Source organism: Streptomyces sp. NPDC002640 (assembly GCF_053592575.1).
Window position 1 is genome coordinate 121,851 of sequence record NZ_JBSFVZ010000006.1, and the last position, 17,438, is coordinate 139,288.

Annotated in this window: 17 protein-coding genes; 12 read left to right on the top strand and 5 right to left on the bottom strand. The window is 73.1% G+C overall.

Annotation, left to right across the window (positions count from 1 at the left end; genetic code table 11):
- Window positions 1–50: 50 nt before the first annotated feature.
- The 3 genes from ACWD3O_RS10540 to ACWD3O_RS10550 form a co-directional block, all read right to left on the bottom strand.
- On the bottom strand, window positions 51–2,396 hold the full coding sequence (locus ACWD3O_RS10540) for a hypothetical protein (protein ID WP_451415597.1): 2,346 nt from the start codon (window positions 2,394–2,396) through the stop codon (window positions 51–53).
- A gap of 20 nt (window positions 2,397–2,416) precedes the next feature.
- Window positions 2,417–2,848, bottom strand: a complete 432-nt coding sequence (locus tag ACWD3O_RS10545) for a hypothetical protein (RefSeq protein ID WP_451415598.1) — start codon at window positions 2,846–2,848, stop codon at window positions 2,417–2,419.
- Window positions 2,849–3,049: 201 nt separating this feature from the next.
- Window positions 3,050–3,967: a LysR family transcriptional regulator gene (locus ACWD3O_RS10550; RefSeq protein WP_451415599.1), complete on the bottom strand. Its 918-nt coding sequence runs from the start codon at window positions 3,965–3,967 to the stop codon at window positions 3,050–3,052.
- A gap of 180 nt (window positions 3,968–4,147) precedes the next feature.
- Here ACWD3O_RS10550 and ACWD3O_RS10555 point away from each other — a divergent pair, with 180 nt between their 5' ends.
- The 8 genes from ACWD3O_RS10555 (at window position 4,148) to ACWD3O_RS10590 (ending at window position 11,998) form a co-directional block, all read left to right on the top strand.
- Window positions 4,148–5,149, top strand: coding sequence for a fumarylacetoacetate hydrolase family protein (locus ACWD3O_RS10555; protein WP_451415600.1), 1,002 nt, complete (start codon window positions 4,148–4,150; stop codon window positions 5,147–5,149).
- Window positions 5,146–6,108, top strand: coding sequence for a cyclase family protein (locus ACWD3O_RS10560; protein WP_451415601.1), 963 nt, complete (start codon window positions 5,146–5,148; stop codon window positions 6,106–6,108). Before ACWD3O_RS10555 ends, ACWD3O_RS10560 begins: the two co-directional genes overlap by 4 nt.
- Before the next feature lie 23 nt (window positions 6,109–6,131).
- Complete coding sequence (locus ACWD3O_RS10565; protein ID WP_451415602.1) at window positions 6,132–7,262, top strand: FAD-dependent oxidoreductase; 1,131 nt, start codon at window positions 6,132–6,134, stop codon at window positions 7,260–7,262.
- An 83-nt stretch (window positions 7,263–7,345) separates the two neighbouring features.
- Entirely contained in the window at window positions 7,346–8,329 is a 984-nt protein-coding gene (locus ACWD3O_RS10570) for an amidohydrolase family protein (RefSeq protein ID WP_451415703.1), read from the top strand.
- 4 nt (window positions 8,330–8,333) lie between these two features.
- Window positions 8,334–9,266, top strand: a complete 933-nt coding sequence (locus ACWD3O_RS10575) for a VOC family protein (RefSeq protein ID WP_451415603.1) — start codon at window positions 8,334–8,336, stop codon at window positions 9,264–9,266.
- Window positions 9,267–9,359: 93 nt separating this feature from the next.
- Entirely contained in the window at window positions 9,360–10,331 is a 972-nt protein-coding gene (locus ACWD3O_RS10580; RefSeq protein ID WP_451415604.1) for a fumarylacetoacetate hydrolase family protein, read from the top strand.
- The gene (locus ACWD3O_RS10585) at window positions 10,328–11,098 is read left to right on the top strand and encodes an SDR family NAD(P)-dependent oxidoreductase (RefSeq protein ID WP_451415605.1); all 771 of its coding nucleotides are present in this window, start codon (window positions 10,328–10,330) and stop codon (window positions 11,096–11,098) included. Before ACWD3O_RS10580 ends, ACWD3O_RS10585 begins: the two co-directional genes overlap by 4 nt.
- Window positions 11,099–11,248: 150 nt before the next feature.
- On the top strand, window positions 11,249–11,998 hold the full coding sequence (locus ACWD3O_RS10590; RefSeq protein WP_451415606.1) for a lysophospholipid acyltransferase family protein: 750 nt from the start codon (window positions 11,249–11,251) through the stop codon (window positions 11,996–11,998).
- Between the two features lie 41 nt (window positions 11,999–12,039).
- Here the strand turns inward: ACWD3O_RS10590 and ACWD3O_RS10595 are convergent, their stop codons facing one another.
- Complete coding sequence (locus tag ACWD3O_RS10595; protein WP_451415607.1) at window positions 12,040–13,422, bottom strand: aminotransferase-like domain-containing protein; 1,383 nt, start codon at window positions 13,420–13,422, stop codon at window positions 12,040–12,042.
- Between the two features lie 59 nt (window positions 13,423–13,481).
- On the opposite strand from ACWD3O_RS10595, the gene ACWD3O_RS10600 reads away from it, so the two are divergent.
- Both ACWD3O_RS10600 and ACWD3O_RS10605 read left to right on the top strand, forming a co-directional pair.
- Complete coding sequence (locus tag ACWD3O_RS10600) at window positions 13,482–14,429, top strand: PhzF family phenazine biosynthesis protein (RefSeq protein ID WP_451415608.1); 948 nt, start codon at window positions 13,482–13,484, stop codon at window positions 14,427–14,429.
- A complete protein-coding gene (locus ACWD3O_RS10605; RefSeq protein WP_451415609.1) occupies window positions 14,426–15,409 on the top strand; it encodes an ornithine cyclodeaminase family protein in 984 nt (327 codons plus the stop codon). The genes ACWD3O_RS10600 and ACWD3O_RS10605 overlap by 4 nt, the downstream gene beginning before the upstream one ends.
- Before the next feature lie 78 nt (window positions 15,410–15,487).
- Here ACWD3O_RS10605 and ACWD3O_RS10610 read toward each other — a convergent pair whose 3' ends face one another.
- Window positions 15,488–16,246 (bottom strand): DeoR/GlpR family DNA-binding transcription regulator, encoded by a 759-nt coding sequence (locus ACWD3O_RS10610; protein WP_451415610.1) that lies wholly within the window; start codon window positions 16,244–16,246, stop codon window positions 15,488–15,490.
- A gap of 48 nt (window positions 16,247–16,294) precedes the next feature.
- Between ACWD3O_RS10610 and ACWD3O_RS10615 the strand changes: the two genes are divergently transcribed.
- Together ACWD3O_RS10615 and ACWD3O_RS10620 are read left to right on the top strand one after the other, a co-directional pair.
- Window positions 16,295–16,678: a DUF4406 domain-containing protein gene (locus ACWD3O_RS10615; protein ID WP_451409185.1), complete on the top strand. Its 384-nt coding sequence runs from the start codon at window positions 16,295–16,297 to the stop codon at window positions 16,676–16,678.
- A complete protein-coding gene (locus tag ACWD3O_RS10620; RefSeq protein ID WP_451415611.1) occupies window positions 16,675–17,397 on the top strand; it encodes an NUDIX domain-containing protein in 723 nt (240 codons plus the stop codon). Before ACWD3O_RS10615 ends, ACWD3O_RS10620 begins: the two co-directional genes overlap by 4 nt.
- Window positions 17,398–17,438: the final 41 nt, after the last annotated feature.

Genomic DNA, 17,438 nt, shown 5'->3' on the forward strand with positions numbered 1-17,438 from the left:
CTACGCACTGTCCGCGTCCTTTACGTACGTTTCTTCGGCTGGCCAGCGGCTCAGCCGGCCTCCGGGTCGTTGCCCTGCTGGTTCTCCCGGTCGTTGCCTTCCCCGTAGCCGATCAGCATCGCCTGCTCCATGTCCTCGGCGAAGTCGGTCCCAACACCGTGCCGCAGCATGAAGTCCTCCATCGGCGCCTCGGCCAAGCTCTCACCGGCGGAGTAGATCGCCTTCCTCTCGTCACCGATGAGTTCGTCCACCTTCTCCTTGTGCTCGTCCACCGAGTTCTCGGAGATGCCGCCGACCACCTGCCCCACGACCTGCTCGAGCGCGCCGCTGCCGATGTCGGTCGCCAGCGGGACGAGCACCGCGGCCGTGCCCACCGCCGCGGTGGCGGGGAGGAAGGCCACGCCCGCCGCGATGCCCGCCGCGGCGCCGAACTGGACCCAGCCGGCCCGCTTCTCGACCGCTTTCTGGTAGTCCTCGTGCGTCTTGAGATTCGTCGCCTCGACCTGATCGGCCCGGGACTGGTCGAGCATGCCCTGCACCTCGGCGCCCACGCGTACGGTCGCCCTGGCAGCGCCCTCGTCGATCTTGCCGTCCGGGCCCACCGTCCCCTCCAGCACGCTGCGGGTGTACACCTGCTCCGCGGTGGAGACCGTCGCGTAGGCGTCGGGGTGCTGCCCCAGGGTGCTGAGGAAGCCCCGGACGACGCTCCGCCCGTTTCCGTCCTCCGTGTCTGCGAAGTCGACGTGGCCCTCCGGGTTTCTGCCCGGTGCGAACAAGCTGTCCGGACGGTTCTTGTCCAGCGCCCAGTTGATGTCGTCGATGTAGCCCGCGCCCATGACCCCCAGGCTGTCGACCATCGCCTCGTGGTGCTCCTTGAGCAGCTTCGGGTCGTCGGCGTACTTCTCCATGACCTGCTGCATGACCGCCGCGTTGTCCGCGTCCCGCACCACGCCGGCGTCCGGGTGGCCGGCCGGGTAGCCGAGGGTGGCCGCCTCCAGGGCGTGGCCGAGGGCGTCGGGCATGTGGTCGAGCGACGCCTTGAGTTCCTTCTCGTCGAGCGAGTTGACGTCGCCGAAGGTCTCCCACTTCTCGTTGGTGAAGAAGTCGAGGTAGTTGCCGATCTTCTGCCCGTCCTTGTCCTTGCCGAGATCGGCCGTGGCGCCGTGGTCGACGGTCCCGTCCTCGTTGTACGCGGTCGGCGGGTCGGTGAAGAACTTCTTCGCCGCCTCCGGGCTGTTGCCGAGCGCCTCCAGCATGGCGATGGACGGGTCGTAGCCCGCCCCGTTGACCCCGGACGGGTTGAACGGGTTCTTGAACGGGCTGTTCACCACCTTGTTCTCGGCGAACATGTACGGGTCCTTCGCGTGCAGCTGCGCCACGTGCTCCGCGATCGGGTTGAGGAACTTCGCGTCGTAGTTCCCGTAGCGCATGATGCCGCCGAGCAGCTGGTATCCGAACGGCCCGCCGTAGTCGTGCTTGGCGAGCGGGATCCGCTCCGTGCCCAACTTGCGCAGCTCCGGACCCCACTTGTCCGAGAACTCCTTGTCGTGCGAGGCGGTGGCCAGGTTGAGGCCCAGGTTCCGCTGCAGCTCCTGGACGTCCTCGAGGCGCTGCTTGTCGACCTTGCCGTACTCGTAGGTGTCCGTGGAGAGCTGGCCGAAGAACGCGAGCGACTTCTCCGGGCCGAGCTTCTCGTAGAAGCCCTTGGAGAAGTCCACCGACGAACTGTTGTCCTTGAGCAGCTCGTTGAGCTGCTGGAGTTCGGCGTGCGTGAGGTCCCGGCCCTTGGCCGCGAGGGCGGCGGCGCGGGCGGCCTCCTCCTGGTCCAGCTTGGTGTACGTCGGGGCGTTGAAGTCCTTGCGGTCGGTGACGTTCGCCTCGAGGGAGTTCTTGAGGGCGAGGTCGGTGTCGTTGCAGTTGTCGACGATGAGGTCGATCCTCTTCTGCCACGACTCGATGTTCTGTCTCTCCTGCCGCAGGAGCTCCGGGAAGTCGGGGTCGCGCTTCGCGTTGGGCGGGAGCTCGGACAGCGGGTGGAGCGCCGTGACCTTGCCGGTGGGCCCCACGCGGACACCGGCCGCGGGCCCTTCGTTGTCCCGGATGTTGACCAGGTCGTCCTTGGCCTTCTTGATGGCGGCGTGACCCTCTTCCAGGATCATCCGCACACCCTTGGCCTCGGCCGCCGCGTCCGCGAACTCCTTGGCCGTCTTGCCGATGAACTCCCGGGTGACGCCCGCGTTGACGCCGTTCCAGGAGGCCTTCTCGGCCTTGGCCTTCATCCCGTCGGTGGCGTCCGTGGCGAGCTTCTCCAGCTTGCCCGCCATCTCCGCCCAGTCGTCGACGGCGGTCTTCAGCTTCGCCACCGGGGCGTCGACTATGTCCTCGTACTTCAGCATGGTGAGCGCTCCCCCGAGCCTTACTTCATGTATTCCGAGAGCACGGAGACCCGCGTCAGGTCCCCTTCGATCTTCGCCTCGTCTTTGGCGTGCTGGGCCTTGCTGTAGTCCAGGTGGTTCGAGATCTGCGCGCAGGAGTCCAGCAGGGTCCGCAGGTGCTTCTGCCAGAAGTCGTGGACCTTCAGCACGGCCGAGCCGCTGACGAAGTTCCCGTTGGTCAGCGCCGTCGCCGCGGTGAACGTGGAGGCGCGGGCGATGTCGCCGTCCTTGCCCAGCCGGCCCAGCAGGTCGTACGCCTCGTTGCCGATGGCGCCGAGGTCGTCGCGGTTGACGACCAGGTCGTCCCCGCCGCCGCCACCGCCGCCGCCCTCGGCCGGCAGGCCGTTGAGCCGCATGCCCGACCGCTCGGCCGCCTGCGCGCGCAGCTGGGCCCATTCCTGCTCGAACGTCACGCTCTCCCCCAACTCCATCCGGGCCGGCCACTCCACCGTACTCACGTACTCAGGTACTCACGCGGCCACCGGCCTGATCACCTGTCCCTCGTATCATCGCCCGTTCCCGGGGCCGCAGGGAATGCCTTCCCCGAAGCCCGGACGAGACCGTCACATCCCGGCCGCCCCGCGGTCGACGACGACGCGGCGCCACCCCATGGTTCACGACTCCGCGGTCCCCGCCAGGCGCCCGCCGACCCGCGCGGCCGTCTCGCGCAGCCAGATGTGGGCCGCGTCGTGGGTGTGGACCGGGTGCCACCACAGTGCCTCGCGCAGCGGCACCGCCTCGTAGGGTGGCTCCATCACCCGCACGGCGGCGATCGGCGTCAGCAGCCGCGCCAGTCGTGCCTGGACGAGGGCGATGCGCCGGGTGCCGGTGACCAGCAGGGGCAGCAGCTGGAAGCTGTCGACCGAGACCTCGACGCGCGGCTCGATGCCGAGCATCCCCAACTGCCGTACGGCGGGCGCGTCGTAGGTGCGTTGGTAGGTCACCCACGGCAGCCGGGCCAGGTCCTGCCGGGTGAGGCGGTCCCCGACGGCCGGGTGATCGTCGGCGACGAGGAAGACCCAGCGGTCGTCGTAGAGGTCGGTGGCGGGGAAGTCGCTGATCACACCGTGCGGCATCAGCAGGCCGTCGGTGGCGCTCAGCAGGGTGGCGGTGTCGTCGACGACGGCCGGCTGGGTCTGGGTGAAGCGGAGCCGGATCCCGGGCGCCTCCTGGTGCACGACGCGGGCGAGTTCGGTGCCGAAGACGGCGACCGCGTAGTCGGACGCCATCAGCCGGAACTCCCGGCTCTCCGCGGCGGGGTCGAACTCGGCCTGGCTGGAGAAGAGGCGTTCCAGCACGTCGTAGGCGGTGGAGGTGCGGTCCAGCAGGACCTGGCCGAGCGCGGTCAGCTCGTAGTGCCCGCCGACGCGGGCGAGCAGGTCGTCGGCGAAGTGCCTCCGCAGCCGGGCGAGGGCCGCGCTCATGGCGGGCTGGCTCAGCCCGACGCGCTGCCCGGCCCGGGTGACGTTGCGCTCCTCCAGCAGAGCACGCAGGGCGACGACGAGATTGAGGTCGAGACGGGCCAGGTTCACGGTGCGGTTCCTCGCGGGACGGGCGACGAGCGGGCGGGCGGACGACGAGCGAGCGGGAGGCGACTAGGAGAGGGGCGACGAGCGGGGAAAATAAACGCGGTGGATGCCTGCCATCCACAGAATCTATTTCCCTGATCACGGACGGCGGGTCCAGATTAGTCCCACCGCAATCAGGAGGACATGTCCGTGAAACCCGAACCCGCGTCCGCGCTCTTCGCCGGCCCGTTCGCCCTCGCCACCCTCTCCGCCCCGGACGGGCCCCCCTTCCCCGCTCTCGTCACCCCCGACGGTCAGGCCCTCGATCTGCGGGACGCCTTCGGCGACGCCCGGCTGACCACCCGTGACCTGCTGGAGCGCTGGGAGACGGCCCTGCCGCGCCTGCGCGAACTGGCGGCCGACGCCGAGCCGCCCCGCACGGCCCTCGCCGGCCTGCGGGTGCACGCTCCGGTGGAGCCGCGCCAGGTGTTCCAGTCGGGCGCCAACTACCGGCAGCACGTCATCGACCTGCACGTCGCCCACCGCGCCCCCGGTGACGACCGGCCGGAGGAGGAGCGGCGCGCGGAGGCCGCGGAGATCATGGACCGGCGGGCCGCGGAGGACCTGCCGTACGTCTTCATCGGCCTGCCGAGTGCGATCACCGGCCCGTACGACGACGTGGTGCTGCCCGCCTGGGCGCAGAAGCCGGACTGGGAGCTGGAGCTCGCCGCGGTGATCGGCCGCCCCGCCCACCGCGTCTCCGTCGAGGAGGCCCTGGACCACGTCGCCGGCTACACCATCGCCAACGACCTCACCGACCGGGCCACCGTCTTCCGCCGGGACATGCCGCAGATCGGCACCGACTGGCTGCGCAGCAAGAACGCGCCCGGTTTCACCCCGCTCGGCCCCTGGATCGTGCCCACCGCCTCGGTCCCGGACACGGGCGACCTGCGCCTGACCCTGAAGCTCAACGGCGAGACCATGCAGGACGAGTCCACCAAGGACATGATCTTCGACGTCGCCCGGATGGTCTCCTACGCCTCGCAGACCGCCCGCCTGCTCCCCGGCGACCTGGTGCTCACCGGTTCCCCGGCCGGCAACGGCATGCACTGGGGCCGGCTGCTGCGCGACGGCGACGTCATGGACGCCTCCGTCACCGGGCTCGGCGCCCAGCGCACCCGCTGCGTCGCGGAGGAGGCCCGGTGACCCCGGACCGCACCGACCCCGAGGGGTCCATAGCGAAGGCCGCCCGGGCGTACTCCAACTGGGGCCGCTGGGGCGAGGACGACGTGCTCGGCACCCTCAACTTCCTCGACGAGGCCAAGCGCCGCGAGGGCGCGGCCCTGGTCCGGCGGGGCGTCAGCTTCTCGCTGTCCCAGCGGTTCGACATGGACGGTCCGCAGAAGGGCTGGCGGCGGCGCACCAACCCGGTGCACACCATGCTGGACACCGGCACCGACGCCGCCCTCGGCAACCAGGGCTTCCCGCACGGCATCGGCGGCGCCGACGACGTGATCGCGATGCCGCTGCAGTGCTCGACCCAGTGGGACGGGCTCGGCCACATCTTCGACCACGGCAAGGCGTGGAACGGCCGGGACGCCGCGAAGGTCGTCACCTCCGACGGCGACCTGGTCACCGGCATCGAGCACATGGCCCCGCACGTCGCCGGACGCGGTGTCCTGCTGGACGTCGGCCGGGTGGTCGGCGACGACGGGGAACTGCCGGACGGTTTCGCGATCACCGAGGAGCACCTGACGGCGACGGCCGAGGCGCACGGGGTGGCCGTCGGCCGGGGCGACATCGTGCTGGTCCGCACCGGTCAGCTGGCCCGCGCGCGCCGCGACGGCTGGGGCGACTACGCCGGCGGCCCCGCGCCCGGCCTGTCGTTCACCACGGCCGGCTGGCTGCACTCCACGGAGATCGCCGCGATCGCCACGGACACCTGGGGCTTCGAGGTCCGCCCCAACGAGTTCGAGCACGCCTTCCAGCCCCTGCACCAGGTCGCCATCCCCAACATCGGGCTGCTGATCGGCGAGATGTGGGACCTGGAGGCGCTGGCCGAGGACTGTGCGGCCGACGGCGCGTACGCGTTCTGGCTCACCGCGGCGCCCCTGCCCATCACCGGCGCGGTCGGCTCCCCCGTCAACCCGGTCGCCGTCAAGTAACCCACGGAACAAGGGAGTTCCCCATGAGCACACCCCGCACGGTCCTGGTGATCGGCGGTGGCGCCGCCGGCAACGCCACGACCGTCCTGCTGCGCCGCGCAGGCCTCACCGTCGACCTGATCGAGGCCAGGGACGACTGGAACGCCACCGCCGGCTCCGGCATCACCCTCCAGGGCAACGCCCTGCGCGTGCTGCGCGAACTCGGCGTCTGGGAGCAGGTGCGGGCGTCCGGCTTCGGTTTCGGCGCGGTCGGCATCACCGCCCCCGACGGGACCGTCCTGCACGTCGCCGAGGACCTGCGCACCGGCGGCGACGACCTGCCCGCCACGGTCGGCATGCAGCGACCGCGGCTCCAGCAGATCCTGATCGACGCCGTCCGGGCCAGCGGCGCCACGGTCCGGCTCGGCACCACGGCAGAGATCCTCGGCCAGGACGCGGACGGGGTCTCGGTGCGGTTCTCCGACGGCGGCGAGGGGCGGTACGACCTGGTCGTCGCCGCCGACGGCCTTGGCTCGGCCACCCGCGCGGCGATCGGCATCGCCGACAAGCCGGAGCCGACCGGCATGGCCATCTGGCGGGTCGCCGCTCCCCGCCCGGCCGGTGTGACCCGCACCGACCTGGCCTACGGCGGCCCCGCCTACATCGCCGGCTACTGCCCCACCAGCGACACCACCGTGTACGCGTACGTCGTCGAGGCCAACCGGGACCGGGCATCCATCCCGCCGGAGTCGTACGCCGGGGAGATGCGGCGCCTCGCCTCCGCCTACGGGGGCTTCTGGCCGGAGATCACCGAGCACATCACCGACCCGGCGAAGGTCAACTACACCTGGTTCGACCGCCTGCTGGTGGAGGGCTCCTGGCACCGCGGACGGGTCGTGCTGGTCGGCGACGCCGCGCACTGCTGCCCGCCCACCCTCGCGCAGGGCGCGGCGCTGTCGCTGGAGGACGCGTGGGTGCTCACCCAGTTGCTGACCTCCGCGGACACCTGGGACGACGCCCTCCTCCAGGCGTACTACGAGCGGCGGATCGCCCGGGTCCGGCCGGTCGTGGAGGCGTCCGTGCAGATCGGCCGGTGGCAGCTCGACGGCGTCCGGGACGCGGACGTGCCGGGCCTGATGGGCCGCACCATGGCGATGCTGCGGGAGCTGCCGTGACCACCGACCCCACCCCGACCACCGGCCCGTCCGCGACCACCGACGCCGTCACCACCGGCCCGGACGCGGCCACCACCCCCACCGTGGACGTCCACGCCCACCTGCTGCTGCCCGAGGTGGACGCGCTGGTGGCCGGCCTCCCGGGACACGCGGAGGCGAAGGCCCTGGACGCGCGGCGCAACGGGCCGGACGCCCTCGCCGTGAGCGGGCCCATGGTGCGCGAGCGCGTCCCGCGCCTGACCGACCCGGCCGTGCGGCTGGCCGCGATGGACGCCCAGGGCGTGGACGTGCAGCTGGTCAGCCCGTCCCCGTCGCACTACCACTACTGGACCGACGAGGAGACCGCCGAGAAGGCGTACCGGCTGGCCAACGAGGCGACCGCCGCGCACTGTTCGGCCGCGCCGGACCGGCTCCGCGGGCTCGGCCTGGTGCCGCTGCAGCATCCCGGGCAGGCCGTGCGCGCCCTCGACCACGCCCTGGAGCAGGGCCTGCTGGGCGTCGAGATCTCCAGCCACGCGCCGGGGCGGGAGCTGTCCGACCCGGCCTACGAGCCCTTCTGGTCCCGGGCCGAGGAAACCGGCGCGCTCGTCTTCCTGCATCCCTTCGGCTGCACGCTCGACGAGCGCCTGGACCGGTGGTACCTGTCCAACACGGTGGGCCAGCCCACCGAGAACGCCGTCGCCCTCTCGCACCTGATCTTCTCCGGGGTCCTCGACCGGTACCCCGGCCTGAGGCTCATCGCGGCGCACGGCGGCGGTTACCTGCCCACCCACATCGGCCGCTCCGACCACGCCTGGTCGGCCCGCTCCGACGCGGGCGCCGGCTGCGCCCACCTGCCCAGCAGCTACCTGAGGCGGCTGTACTTCGACTCCCTCGTCCACGACCCGCACGTGCTGCGGGAGCTGGTCCGTGTCGCCGGGGCCGACCGGGTGCTGCTCGGCTCGGACTTCCCCTTCGACATGGGCTCCGACGACCCGGTCGGCGCGCTGCGCGCGGCCGGCCTGCCCGAAGCCGACTTCCACGCCGTACGCGGCGGCAACGCCGCCGCCCTCCTCTTCACGGAGTGATCCCATGCGTCTGCTCACCCACCTGCGGCACGTCGACCTCGCCGTGCCCGACTACGACAAGCAGCTCGACTTCTACGCCGGCATCTGGGGCCTGACCAAGGTCGCCGAGGACTCCGGCATCTCCTTCCTGGCCGCCGAGGGCTCCCCGGAGCAGTACGTCGTCCGGCTCCGCAAGGCCGACGAGAAGCGCCTCGACCTGGTCTCCTACGGCGCCGCCTCCGCCGCCGACGTGGACACCCTCGCCGAGCGGCTGCTGGCCGGCGGCGTCCAGCTGATCACCCGGCCGGGCACGGTCGACACCCCCGGCGGCGGGTACGGCTTCCGCTTCTTCGACGTCGACGGCCGCACCATCGAGGTCTCCGCCGACGTCGAGGTGCGGCGGCACCGCCGGATCGAGGAGAAGGAGTCCATCCCGGTCAAGCTGAGCCACGTCGTCCTCAACTCGCCCGATCTGAACCGCACCCGGCAGTGGTACGAGGAGCACCTGGGCTTCCGCCTCTCCGACACCCTCAGCTCCCCGCACATGGGCGAGGTCATGCACTTCATGCGGATCTCCAACCAGCACCACTCCATGGCACTGGCGAAGGGCCCGCACACCTCCCTGCACCACATCTCCTTCGAGATGCGCGGCATCGACGAGTACATGCGCGGCTCCGGCCGCGTCATCCGGGCCGGGTTCAAGAAGATCTGGGGCCCCGGCCGCCACATGGCCGGCGACAACACCTTCACCTACTTCCTCGACCCGCACGGCAACACCGTCGAGTACACGACGGAGCTGGAGAACCTCGACGAGGACACCTGGCACCCGCACGTCTACGACTTCTCGCAGCCCGAGGTCACCGACCAGTGGGGCACCGCCAACCCCATGAACGAACTCGTCGCCAAGGAGTCGTTCAACGACCCCGACCGCGGCGTGTTCGTCGCCCCGCCGGTCTGATCCCACCCCCGCCGCCCGGTGCGCGGCCCGCTCCGTCACTCCCCTGACGGGGCGGGCCGCGCCCCGGCCCCCAGCCTGCCCCGGAGCCGTCCCATGCGTTTCGCCGCCTACGAACACCGAGACCGCCGCCACGTGGCCGTCGTGCAGGACGACGGCGTCCTGCTCCCGCTGCCCGGCGTCACCTCGCTCACCGCCCTGCTGCGCGAGACCGGCGGTCTGCCCGGCCTGCTCGCCGCCGGGGCGGCCGCCCGCGAGGCGCCGCCCGGCCCGCACGTCTCCCAGGTGCGGCTGCTGCCGCCCGTCGAGCCCGCCTCCGTACGGGACTTCGTCACCTTCGAGGAGCACGTCGAGGGCGTACGGCGGTCCGTGGAGGGCACCGCCGGCGTGCCCGAGCAGTGGTACGCCGCCCCCACCTTCTACTTCACCAACCCCCACGCCCTCTACGGGCACCGGGAGGACGTGCCGATGCCTCCCGGCTCGGCGGTCCTCGACTTCGAGCTGGAGGTCGCCGCCGTCGTCGGCCGCGAGGGCCGCGACCTGACCCCGGAACAGGCCCGCGACCACATCGTCGGCTACACCGTCTTCAACGACTGGTCGGCGCGGGACCTGCAGTCCGCGGAGATGAAGGTCGGCCTCGGCCCCTGCAAGGGCAAGGACACCGCCACCACCCTCGGCCCCTTCCTGGTCACCGCCGACGAGCTGGAGCCCCACCGGGACGCCGACGGCTTCCTGCGCCTGGCGCTCACCGCCGAGGTCAACGGCGAGGTCGTCGGCCGGGACCTGCTGTCCAACATGAGCTGGACGTTCGAGGAGATGGTGGCCTACGCCTCGCGCGGCACCCGGGTCGTGCCGGGCGACGTGCTCGGCTCCGGCACCTGCGGCAACGGCGGCTGCCTCGCCGAACTGTGGGGCCTGCGCGGCGAGCGGGTCCCGCCGCCGCTGAAGCCGGGCGACACCGTCACCCTCACGGTGGAGGGCGTCGGGACCGTGGCCAACACCGTCGTGCCCGGCCCGGACCCGGTGCCGCTGCCGGCGGGCCGGCGCCGTTCCCGGCAGCGGCCGTGACCGGCCCGCGCCCCGGGCGGCTGCCGGGCAGGGTCGTGGTCGTCACCGGTGCCGCCCGCGGCCAGGGCGCCGCGGAGGCCGAGGCACTGGCCCGCGAGGGCGCCCATGTCGTCGCCACCGACGCACGGCCCGAGGGCGGCTGCCGCCGCCTCGACGTGACCAGCGAGGACGACTGGGCGGAGCTGGCCGCCGAGCTGAAGGAGACGTACGGGCAGGTGCACGGCCTGGTGAACAACGCGGGCATCACCTGGCGGGCCCGTCTCGACGCCGTACGGCCCGAGGACTTCGCCCGGGTCCACGCCGTCAACGTCACCGGGCCGCTCCTCGGCATGCAGCACCTCGCCCCGCTGATGCCGCCGGGCTCCTCCGTCGTCAACGTCGGCTCGTCGGCGGCCCTGACGGCCCACTATCCGGTCGCCTACACCGCCAGCAAGTGGGGACTGCGCGGGCTGTCCCGGGCGGCCGCGCTGGAGCTCGGTCCGCGCGGCATCCGGGTCAACACCGTCCACCCCGGTTACATCGAGACCGAGATGACCGCCTCCGCCGCGCCCGCCTTCCGCGCGGCGAACATCCGCGAGACCCCTCTCGGCCGCACCGGAACCGCCGACGAGGTGGCCCCGCTGGTGGTCTTCCTGCTGTCCGAGGAGTCGTCGTTCATCACCGGGGCCGAGATCCCCGTCGACGGCGGCCTCACCGCGCACGGCGGGGTCAAGTCGGTCTCCGACGCGCTGCGCGAGGGGGGCTGTGTGAACGCCGGGTCCGCGTGAACGCCGCGCCCGCGTGAACGCCGGGTCCGCGTGAACGCCGGGTCCGCGTGAACGCCGGGTCCGCGTGAACGCCGCGCCGTCGCCCGGCCGAGGTGCCCGCGGCGCGGAAAGGGGATGTCCGCGCCGCCGTCTGTCATGTACAACAGCTCCATGCAAGGGGAGAAACGATCCGCCGGGGGCCCACGGACCGGCGACGAGACCGGGCCGGTGTACCGGTTCACGGCCGTGCTGGCGGGGACCCTCGTCCGGGCCGTCGCCCGGCGCGACTGGCGGGGCGTCCACCACCTGCCGGCGTCCGGCGGCTACATCACCGCGGTCAACCACACCTCATACGCGGACCCGTTCTCCTACGGCCTGTTCCAGTACCACAGCGGCCGGCCCGCCCGGTTCCTGGGCAAGGCGCCGCTGTTCTCGGTGCCCGTGCTGGGGGCGGCGCTGCGCAGCATGGGCCACATACCCGTGCACCGGAACACCGAGCGGGCCTCGGACGCGCTGGTGCACGCCAAGGAGGCGCTGGCCCGGGGCTGCTGCGTGGCCGTCTACCCGGAGGGGACCTTCACCGACGACCCGCGTCTGTGGCCGTCCCGGGCCAAGACCGGCGCGGCCCGGCTGGCGCTGGAGACGGGGGCGCCGGTCGTCCCGGTCGCCCAGTGGAACGCGCACGAGCTCATCCCCGCGGCCGGCAGCGTGGTGCGCCGTTCCCGGCCCTGGTACCGGCGGACCGTGCTGCGGGTGATGGCCGGCCCGCCCGTGGACCTCTCCGACCTGCGCGGCCTGGAGATCACGGCACCGGTGCTCGAGGAGGCCGGACTGCGGATCATGGACGCGATCACCACCCTCCTGGAGGAGCTCCGCGAGGAACCCCGCCCGGCGGCCAAGTCCCGCCTCGGCCAGGACTGACGCGACCGGGCCCGGCGGCGGCCCAGGACGTCGCCGAGCCGTCAGTGCCCGTCCCGCAGGGCGGCACGGGCCGCGGCGAGCCGGTCGACCGCGGTGTCGAGCGCCTCGGGCGGCAGGGTGAAGGGCAGACGCAGGTAGTGGTCCAGGGCACCGTCCGGGGAGAAGTGGAAGCCCGGGGTGAGGGCCAGACCGTGCCCGGCGGCCTGATCGGCCAGGCGCCGCGAGTCGGTGTCGAGAAGTTCGAGCCACAGGGACAGCCCTCCGTCCGGTACCCGGAAACGGCACCAGGGCAGGGCCGAGAGCCGCGCCGCCAAGTGGTCGCGCTGCAGAGCCAGTTGGACTCGCCGGCGCTCGAGAACCGCCTGTCTGCGCTCCAGGAGGCGGGCGGCGACGAGCCGGTCGAACGGGGACGGGGCGAGCGCGGCGGCGAGTGGAAGCGCCGCCAGGCGGCGGACGACATCCGGGTGGGCGCGGATCCAGCCCACGCGCAGGCCCGGCCACAACGACTTGCTCAGGGACCCCACGTACACGAGGTGCCGGTCCCCGGCGCGTGCCGCGAGGCGCGGCGGCGGTGCGGCGGCCCCGCGCAGGTCGAGGTCGCGCATGGTCTCGTCGAGGACGACCAGGGTGTCGTGGGAGCGCAGTCGCCGCCCGAGTTCGGTGCGGGCGTCGTCGTCCATCAGCAGGCCGGTGGGGTTGTGGAAGTCCGGGATCAGGTAGGTCAGGGAGGGCCCGGCCGCGGTGAGGGTGCGGTCCAGGGCGGGGACGTCCCAGCCGGTGGGGGTCAGGGGCTGGGAGATCGGCCGCGCGCCCACGCTCCGGAAGAGGGTGAGCGCGCCCGGGTAGGTGGGGGAGTCCAGGACGATCCTGCTGCCGGGCCGCAGGTACGCCGCGCCGAGCAGGCTCAGCGCGGCGTCGGCACCGCTGGTCAGCAGGATGTTTCCGGCGCCGGTCGTGAACTCGGCGGTGTGGAGGTCGGCGACGTCCGTGCGCAGCCCCGACGGGCCGTCGGCCCCAGAGGCGTCACCCAGCAGCGCGGCCGGCAGGGCGTCGGTCGCCTCCCGCACGGCCTGGAGCAGTTCGTCGTAGGGGGCGGCCGGCTCCGCGACGGTGAGGTCCAGCGGCGCCCCGTCCCGACCCTCCTCCCCCCGGTCGCTGGCCCACGGCGCGAGGCGGTCGTGCAGCCGGGGCGGCAGACGGACGGTGCTGCCGGAGCCCGTCCGGGTGACGATCAGCCGCTCGGCGCGCAGGATCCGGTAGCTCGCGGCCACCGTCCCCCGCGCGAGGCCCAGCTCGTCGGCGAGCAGGCGCTCGGCCGGAAGCCCCGCATCCAGCGGAAGCCGGCCGTCCCGGACGGCCTTCTCCAGGGCGTCGGCCAGCCTGCGCGGCAGCGTGCCCTCACCGGCGCGCCAGTCACCGAGCAACCGGGGGAACCTCGACGCCGGCACACGCCGCACCACACGATCCACGTGGGCCACCTTACGTGGATTGGACCACGACGGCGGAGTCGGCGCCGCCTAGCGTCGAGGCGTACAGCCCGCTCCCGCACCTCCTGGACCTGCCCATGCCCCTGCACTACCGCCATGTCGACGTGTTCGCCGGCCAGGCGTACACCGGCAACTCCCTCGCCGTCTTCCCCGACAGCCCTGGCCTGTCCGCCGAGCAGATGCTCACGGTCACCCGGGAACTCCGTCACTTCGAGACGATCTTCCTGAGCGGCACGGAGGGAACCCGCACCACCGCCCGGGTGTTCGACCTCTTCGAGGAACTGGACTTCGCCGGACACCCGGTCCTGGGCGCGGCCGCCGTCCTCCACAAACGCGACGGCGCCCCCGGCCCCCTGCGCCGGACGTTCCACCTGCCCGGCAGGACCGTCGAGGTGTCCACCCGGCGCACCGCCACCGGCTTCCACGCGGAGCTGGACCAGGGAGCGCCCGAGTTCCTCGCGACCGTGCCGGCGGAGGAGAGGGCGGAGGTCGCGGCAGCCTTGAACCTGCCGGTGGAGGTCCTCGCCGGTCTCCCCCCGGCCGTCGTCTCCACCGGGCTGCGGTACCTGGTCGTGCCGGTGACCATGGGCCTGGCCGGGGCGAGGATCGTCCGTCGCGACTTCGCCGCCCTGGTCGGGCGGTACGGCGCGCAGTTCGCCTACCTGCTCGACGTCAAGGCGCTGGAAGGCCGCCACTGGAACAACGACGGTGTCCTGGAGGACGTGGCGACCGGCAGCGCGGCCGGCTGCGTCGGCGCGTACCTGGCCCGGTACGGCGTCGTACCCGTGGAGAAGGAGTTCGTCCTGCGACAGGGACGCTTCACCGGCCGTCCGAGCCGGCTCACCGTCCTGCCGCAGGGACACCCCGACGCGCTGCACAACGTGCGGGTCGGTGGCGACGTGAGCCCGGTGGCCCGCGGCGTCCTCGACACCCTGCCCGAGTGAGGACCACCATGCCCGGCTTCCGCCACTACCCGGCCGACCGCATCCGCGCGGCCGTGGGCCTCGCCGACCTCGTGGAACCCGTCGCCGACGCCTTCACCGCGTTCAGCACCACCGAAGGCGCCCGGGCGCCCGTCATGGTGCTGCCCGTCGCCGACGGCGGCGACGCCCACGTCAAGGCCGCCCACCTGCCGGGGGGCCGCCACTTCCTCGTCAAGGTGGCCAACTGGTTCCCGGGGAACCGGACACGCGGCCTGCCGGAGGGCGGCGGATTCGTCGCGCTCTTCGACGCCTCGACCGGTGCCGTCACCGCCCTTCTGGAGGACGAGCATCACCTGTCCGACCTCCGCACGGCCGCCGCCGGAGCCGTCTGCGCCCGCGCCCTGTCCCGATCGGACGCTACCCGCGCCACCGTCCTCGGCACCGGCAGACAGGCCGAACTCCAGGCCCGCGCGCTCGCCCTGGTGCGCCCGGTCCGCCGGCTCCACGTCTGGGGCCGCGACCACGGCCGTGCGGTCGCCCTCGCCGATCGCCTCGGCCGGGACCTGCCGCGCGTCGACGTCGTGGCGACCTCCGATCCGGAGCGGGCCGTGGGCCACTCGGACATCGTCGTCACCGCGACCGCGAGCCCCACCCCCGTCCTGTTCGGCTCCTGGCTGCGCCCCGGCCAGCACGTCACCGCCCTCGGCGCCGACGACCCGGACAAGCGTGAACTCGACGGCGCGTGCCTGCGCCGCGCCACTCGGGTCCTCGTCGACAGCCGGGACCTCGCCCTCCGCCTCGGCGACGTTCACGCGGCCGTCACCCGCGGCGAGGTCACACGGGGCCGCGTCGACGGCGAGATCGGCGAGGTCCTGGCCGGCCTGGTCCCCGGACGGCGGACACCGGACGACATCACGGTCGCCAAGCTCATCGGTATCGGTCCGCAGGACCTCGCCGCGGCCGAGACCGCCCTCGCCCTGCTGGAAGGAATGGGCCGATGACCTCCGGGCGGCCCCCAGAAGCCCGGATCCGCCAGGCGGACCCCGCCGTCACCGACCCCGCCGTCACCCCGCCTGCCGTCACCCGGCCGGCAGGACCTCGACCCCGCTCCGTGTGAGCTGCTCGAGCACCGGGTCGTCCGCGCTCCGGTCCGTGACCAGTCCGCTGATCTCCTCCCAGGGCAGGACCCGGAACCGGGAGGCGGTGCCGATCTTCTCGGAGGAGGCGAGGACGTAGGTGTCCGCGGCCCGTGCCGCCAGGGCCCGCTTCATCGCCGCCTCCTCGGCGTCGCCGGTGGTGAGCCCCGCCTCGGGGTGCACGCCGGTGACGCCGAGCAGGAAGAGGTCGGCGGAGACGTTCCGCGCGGCCTCGACCGCGGCCGCGCCGCAGGCGACCGCCGAGTGCTTGAAGAGGCGGCCGCCCAGCAGGAAGACCTCGGTCCGCGGGTGGGCGAGCAGGGCGACGGCGATCGTCGGGCTGTGCGTGATCACGGTGCAGTCCAGCTCGCGCGGGAGCGCCCGGGCGACGGCCAGCGCGGTGGTGCCGCCGTCGAGGATCACCGCGCCGCCCGGCCGCACCAGCCCGGCGGCCACCGCGGCGACCTTGCGTTTGCCGTCCGGGGCCACGCTCTGCCGGGCGCCGTAGTCCACCACGGCCGGCGAGACGGGCAGCGCCCCGCCGTAGACCCGCTGGCACAGCCCCTCACTCGCCAGATCGCGCAGGTCACGCCGCACGGAGTCCTCGGAGATGCCCAGCTCGGCGGCGACCTCCTTGGCGACGATCTTGCCCCGCCGGGCCAGCAGATCCAGCAGGTGGTCCCGTCGTTCGGCAGCCAGCATCCTTGTTCTCTCCCGTTCTTGCACGTTTCTGCATGTATCGTAGCGCCCATGACCGACAAGCCGCTCCTCATCCTCATCGCCGGCCCCTACCGCTCCGGCACCGGTGGCGACCCGGCGGCCATGGCCGCCAACCTCGAACGCCTCGAAGCGGCCGCCTGGCCCGTGTTCGCCGCCGGACACCTTCCCGTCATCGGCGAGTGGATCGCCCTGCCCGTGCTGCACTCGGCCGGCGCCGGCCCCACCGACCCCCTCGCCGACGAGGTGCTGTACCCGACCGCCGAGCGCCTGCTGGCCCGCTGCGACGCCGTGCTGCGGCTGCCCGGCGAGTCCGTCGGCGCCGACCAGGACGTCGCGTTCGCACGCCGCCGCGGCCTGCCCGTCTACCACGACGTGGCGGAGATCCCGGTCCTCGGCCGGCGGGTGGAGGCGTGACGCCCCGGCCCGGGGTGGACGTCCCCGACCACCGCGGCCGGACCGGCCTCGACCGGGCGGGACGCCACCTCGACCGCAACCCCGGCGTCCGGGTCCGCGACGTCGAACTGACCTCGCGGGGCTGGCACGTCCTGCGCCGCACGACGTTCGACTACCGGCGCCGCGACGGCCGCTGGGAGACACAGGTGCGCGAGACGTACGACCGCGGCAACGGCGCCGTGGTCCTGCCCTACCACACCGGGCGCGGGCGCGTCCTGCTCACCCGTCAGTTCCGCTACCCGGCCTACGTCAACGACCACCCGGACGGCATGCTCGTCGAGGCCGCGGCGGGGCTGCTCGACGCGGACGACCCGGAGACGGCGATCCGCCGCGAGGCCGCCGAGGAACTCGGCGTCGTCCTCGGTCCGCTCACCCACGTGCTCGACGCGTACATGAGCCCCGGCTCGGTCACCGAGCGCCTCCACTTCTTCGCCGCCCCCTACACCCCCGGCGACCGCACGGGAGCCGGAGGCGGCGTGGAGGAGGAGGGCGAGGACATCGAGGTCCTCGAACTGCCCTTCACGGAGGCCCTCGCGATGACCCTCGACGGGCGCATCACCGACGGCAAGACCGTGCTGCTCCTGCAGTGGGCTGCCCTCCACGGCCCCTTCGCCCCCTCCGCCTCCCCCTCCGCCCTGCCCCCGGCGGACACGGACCCCACCACGCCCGCGCGCCGCTGACGTCCACCGCCCGGCCGGGTCCCCGCGTCCGCGGGCGCCCG